Consider the following 5,466-nt stretch of genomic DNA (forward strand, 5'->3'; position numbering starts at 1 on the left):
AAGTCCAGGGTTACGACAAGCAAGTCGTCAAATCGTCTAGCAGTTAGGTTGGGAACCGCCCATTGCGGAGCCGCACGATGGGTGGTGTGGGAGGGGGGATTCGTGAGGATTCTCCCTATCCCGATTAGCTCTCCGGCGGAACAGATCTCTATCAGTCCAAACTTGATAGTACCTCAATTCTCAACCCTGACTCAAATTGGCTGTGAACCGCTAAAATTATAAATGGTTCAAATGAGGCACAATCCTCGCTTAACCATGCTATCACCTCGCCGATACTGGAGAGCAAGATGCCGAAAGCCCCAAATGTACCAATAGAGACAGAAATCACTGCTGAAAGAAGAGATGAGGCGGAAGCTGAAATACGAGATAAACAGAAACCTATAGACTACGACACGAAAGAATACCCAGTAGAAATACTTGTTCAAAAGTATACCGATGGGCTAGCCGATGATACTAATGAATTGTTCATTCCAGATTATCAAAGAGAGATGGCTTGGGATGATGCACGACAGTCGAAATTTATTGAATCTGTGCTTTTAGGGTTGCCTATCCCCTATGTTTTTGTAGCTGACATTCCCGATGAAGAGAATGAGGCTCGCTTGGAAATCATAGATGGAACACAACGTATCCGCACCTTAGCTAGATTCCTAAACAATGAACTAAAACTTGAAGACCTCGAAAAGTTGAAGAAGCTAAATGATTTCAGATTTTCTGATTTACCTCTTCCTCGTCAAAGGCGCTTTAAGCGAACTACGCTACGAATGATCCAACTGACTGAAAAAGCGACTGAAGATATCCGTAGAGATATGTTTGAGCGTATCAATACGGGTAGTGTTGTTTTGAATGAGATGGAAAAGCGCAGAGGAATACAGCGTGGTCCCTTTCTTGAATTTATTGATCAGCTATCTGAAAATACTAAATTTCGTGGCTCTAAAGACCCTGAAATTCTCGGTTTATGCTCATTCTCAGATGCTCTTGTCGATAGGCGTGAACCGCAAGAGTTTGTGTTGAGATTTTTTGCTTATCTAAACAACTACAAGAATTTTAAGCGCCAAGTTAATGAGTTTCTCAATGAATATTTAGAGACAAATAACAATGGTGACTTTGATCGTGAAGCAATGCAAGCTGAGTTTGAAGCAATGCTTGATTTTGTAGAAAAGTATTTCCCAAATGGATTCCGCAAAGGTAAAAAACATACAACAACCCCTCGGATTAGGTTTGAGGCGATTGCTGTAGGCACTGCACTTGCTTTAAGAGAAAAAAGTGATCTTGCACCAGGTTCAATGGCATGGCTTGACTCGCCAGAATTTAAGGAGCACACTACCTCCGATGCGAGTAATTCCAAACCTAAAGTAAAAAACCGGATTGAATATGTACGCGATCAACTTCTCGGCAGATTATGACTAGCGCATTGATTCAAGATTTTACTGAACGCTCTAAAGAAGTGAGCAAATATTTCATCTTCTTGAAAAGTTTAGAGCAAGGCACAACTAAATTAAGTATGGATGGCAAGGGCAATAGCTCAAAAATTAAAGTCATTGATCCTGAGCTATTGAAGACTTTAAAAGCAAGCGGTTTTCTGTTGCTATACAATTTAGTAGAAGCAACTATGAGGAACGTCATCGAAGCAATTTTCGATAGACTGAGAAGCGAAGGCATCTCTTACGATCAAATCAGACCTGAGCTTAAGAAAATTGTTCTCAGAAATCTTAAAAAACGAAATCCTGACAAAATCTTTTTGAGCATAACAGCAATTTCTATTGATATTATCACTGCTGGATTTGACAAAGAAGACTTATTTTCAGGAAATATTGATGGGAGGAAGATAAGAGATACTGCCGCAGAATATGGATTTTCTCATGCAACTGACTATGCAAAAACTGGTGATGGTATCGATTTATTGACTATTAAAACAAACAGAAATGATTTAGCCCATGGAATTAAGTCTTTTACAGAAGTAGGGCGTGATAAAACAGCAGATGAACTTCTAGAAATAAAAAACAAAGTAATCAGATATTTGAAACAAATACTTCAAAACATTGAAACCTATCTAGGAAATGCGGAATATTTAGATACTGCTGTGGTGAACACTCCCTAAGTAAATTTTTTAACGTGTTCTAGAATGCTTTGGGCAATGACTTGACCTAGCTTGACAGGAACAGCATTGCCCACTAGTCGCCCTATCTGGTCAAAAATCACAGGTTTGTCAGAAGCTACAAACTCGTAGCTTGGAGGAAAAGTTTGTAACAATGCTGCTTCTCTAAGAGATATCGCTCTATCTTGTTCAGGATGTCCAAAACGCCCATTACCAAAACCGAAGCATTGAGTTGTGATAGTTGGGCTAGGTTGATCCCACTCCATCCGACCATATACCCCTGGATAAGTTTTACCACTTTTTTTTGTATGGCACTTAGCTACTAAATCTTTAGACCAATCTCGCCAAGTTCCTCCAGGTATAGAAGCACGAATGCGACGAAGATTTAAGTCAGATAATTTACTGCATTGATGCAGCCGATCAACATTAGATGTTTGACCTGCAATTAAGGGATCTAAATGCTCAATTGTTTTACGGACTGTTTCATATGTTTCGGCATCATGTGTTGGTGGAATTAATTCAATTTTTCCAAACTTTGAGGCGAGAAGAACTAATCTTTTTCGAGCCTGAGGAACTCCATAGTCTGAGCAATTAACTTCGTAAGATTCAATTGAATAGTTCAGAATCTTGAGAGTTTTAGTAAATTCTGTAAAAACAGAATGATGTTTTAGCTGAAGCACATTTTCCATTGAGACAATTTCTGGCTCGCAATCTTGCACTAAACGAGCAAAATCTTGCAGAAGTTTCCATCTCGATTCTTTATCATTGTAACGCCTTGCATAGCTTGAGAAGGGTTGACAAGGAGCACAACCTGCTAAAACCTTAACTGCACTTTCAGAAAAGTGTTGTTCTAAGTCATACTTACTAACGCAACCTACATCTTGTAGTATGAATTGAGCTTTATTGTTATGTTCATATGGAAATTTACATGCTGGGTCAATATCATATCCAACTTTGACTGGAAGACCTGCTTGCTCAAACCCATAAGTTAGCCCGCCAGCACCACAAAATAGATCAATTGTAGAGATGCTGCCAGTCATTTACACTCCCTTTATTAATACATTATAAGCAAGTTAGTGATTATAACGCATTCTGACAGCCCACGCAAGACTATAACTTAGGGAAATTCAGAGTTTTTCAAGCACAGTTCAAGTTTGCCTGTAGTCCAGTGTGAGGAGAGCTAACGGTTCGCTTGAGCGGCTGCAAGTAACCTTGAACTCAGCACCAACGGCTTTCTTCAGTCCGCTCCAAGCGAATTGTTGGGCTGCTGACAACTATCGATAATAACAGGTTCTCGATCCCAAGGTTATTTTGGCAGTGGCTCTACAAGCAGCGTAAGACCTTGGCGACCTACAACAACAACCTCCGTCCCAACTTCAAGAACAACATCCTTTATACATTTGGCTTGCCACCAACTTGCTAAAAACTTAACTCTTCCGACTTGGTTAAGGCTTATGGTCGTTTCTACAACTGCCATTCTATTTGAGTCCACTTTTTGTATAGGAACACCTAAAACTTCTGTTAGTTGACCCTTTTCTACTAAAGATTGAATCTGCTCAAGTGCTGCGGCTGAGCCTTCTAAGAATAGTCTAATACTACCTGGCTCAACTTTCTGTACTGACAAAGATGCATCGCCTGTAATTTGGCGTAACGAATTAACAATTGCTTCCAACTGTTGCTCATCAAGATTGTCAAGAGTAGCTTTGAATTCTACTAACCATATTGCTCTAGATTCCTTCATATTTCCCACTTTTCTGGAATAGAGTACTGGAGTTAAGTTTTCCGGAATACCTTCTATCCCAATTTCTGCACGACCAAATTTGTAAGCTTTTTCAATAGGGTGATCTGCACCCAGAGCCTTGTAGAAACCAACAGCAAAGGCAATTGCTGCTTTGTCTCCAATTGTATTGTTCATACCGACAACAAAAGGAATATGTTCAGCGATAGCTTCTGCTTGAATTTCTGAATGGCAAGCATTTAAAACTACACAGTTAACTTGATCAGCTACCAGTTCAAAAAGTGCAGCTAAAGCATTAGGTTTAACAACTTGCACATTTCCAAGAACATCTTCAAAACACAGCTCGCCTGTATCTAAACCGTGTCCAGAGAAATGAACAATATTGGGTTCAACATCAAAAATCGCTTGGGTAATATCACCAGGACGCACAGACTCACGAGACTCCAAGACAAATTTGTCTCGATTCTTTGATAATTGCAGCTTTTCACGAATGTCCCGCAATTCCTGCCCTAGTCGTAGTCGCGCAGCATCGCTTGGATCTGATGCCAGAAACAGAATTTTCACGCGGTGATTGCTTACGCTGTCCATTTAGTCAGGATTGTATAGGTTTTTCTTTTATTTTAAGAGTATGGCTTCCAACACTCTAATACGGAGTTCCCACCGATAGCTTCAAAAAGCTGCCCTTACCCAAATAAGAAGCAGCCCAACAATTTAATATACGGAAACTTTCTGTATATCTACCCCACACAAGGTAAATACCCCGAAACTTTCCATGTATTTACCCCATAGAGCAAATTACCCCGAAACTTTCCGTATAATATCCCTGCTCAGGGGTATTACCCCGAAACTTTCCGTATAATTTCAGAATCCCATACGGAGATTGACGTGGGATATTAATGACATTCCTGTAGTCTGTCACTTGATTTGCCATGTCCTCTCAACCTAAATTGCTCGATCAAGTTCGGGACGTGCTGCGGTTGAGGCACTATGCTTACGAAACAGAAAAAAGCTATATCCATTGGATTAAGCGCTTCATTCACTTTCACCAAATGAAACCGCCTCGGGAGATGGGTGCTGCTGAAGTGGAGGCATTTTTGACTCATTTAACGGTGCAGAAAAATGTTGCGCCTTCAACTCAAAATCAAGCGCTCAGCGCTTTGATATTTTTGTATCGCGAGGTCTACCAGCGCGATACGACTTGGGGCTTGAATGCGGTTCGGGCTAAACCTACTCGCTATTTGCCGACGGTGCTCACACCAGATGAAGCCATTTCAGTGCTAAAACATCTTTCTAGGGTTTATCAGTTAATCGCTAAAGTTCTATACGGTAGTGGCTTACGCCTCAGCGAAGGCTTGGAACTACGGGTTAAGGATATCGATTTTTCTCAGAATCAGATTACCGTAAGAGATGCTAAGGGAAGAGAGAGCCGGATTACAATGCTGCCTGTGGCTCTAGTTGAAACTCTGGCTCAGCATTTGCAATCGGTCAAGCAACTTCATCAGCAAGACAGGGCGAACGCATACGTTTCTTTACAATTTGGGTGAAGTGCTAGAAGCCTTTACTTGAGCCAATACCTTAAGCAGATATCGGTCATCCCAGCCTGCTTTCATGCGCTTGGCGTGGGTGCCACATT

General features: G+C 41.0%; 5 protein-coding genes. 3 read left to right on the plus strand and 2 right to left on the minus strand.

All coding sequences use genetic code 11. The features are described 5' to 3' along the window. Positions 1-287 precede the first annotated feature (287 nt). Both VB741_RS25925 and VB741_RS25930 read left to right on the plus strand, forming a co-directional pair. Positions 288-1,403, plus strand: coding sequence for a DUF262 domain-containing protein (locus VB741_RS25925; RefSeq protein WP_323368122.1), 1,116 nt, complete (start codon positions 288-290; stop codon positions 1,401-1,403). Then, positions 1,400-2,098 carry an MAE_28990/MAE_18760 family HEPN-like nuclease gene (locus VB741_RS25930; RefSeq protein ID WP_323368123.1) on the plus strand — a complete coding sequence of 233 codons (699 nt, stop codon included), beginning with the start codon at positions 1,400-1,402 and terminating at the stop codon, positions 2,096-2,098. Before VB741_RS25925 ends, VB741_RS25930 begins: the two co-directional genes overlap by 4 nt. On the opposite strand, the gene VB741_RS25935 is transcribed toward VB741_RS25930, so the two are convergent. Both VB741_RS25935 and VB741_RS25940 read right to left on the minus strand, forming a co-directional pair. After that, positions 2,095-3,135, minus strand: coding sequence for a DNA cytosine methyltransferase (locus VB741_RS25935; protein ID WP_323368124.1), 1,041 nt, complete (start codon positions 3,133-3,135; stop codon positions 2,095-2,097). The genes VB741_RS25930 and VB741_RS25935 overlap by 4 nt on opposite strands. Positions 3,136-3,401: 266 nt before the next feature. Beyond that, complete coding sequence (locus tag VB741_RS25940; RefSeq protein ID WP_323368125.1) at positions 3,402-4,421, minus strand: NfeD family protein; 1,020 nt, start codon at positions 4,419-4,421, stop codon at positions 3,402-3,404. Between the two features lie 341 nt (positions 4,422-4,762). Between VB741_RS25940 and VB741_RS25945 the strand changes: the two genes are divergently transcribed. Next, entirely contained in the window at positions 4,763-5,377 is a 615-nt protein-coding gene (locus VB741_RS25945) for a phage integrase N-terminal SAM-like domain-containing protein (RefSeq protein WP_323368126.1), read from the plus strand. Positions 5,378-5,466: the final 89 nt, after the last annotated feature.

Origin of the sequence: Leptothoe sp. PORK10 BA2 (assembly GCF_034932105.1) — a bacterium.
Classification (GTDB): Bacteria; Cyanobacteriota; Cyanobacteriia; order Phormidesmidales; family Phormidesmidaceae; genus Leptothoe.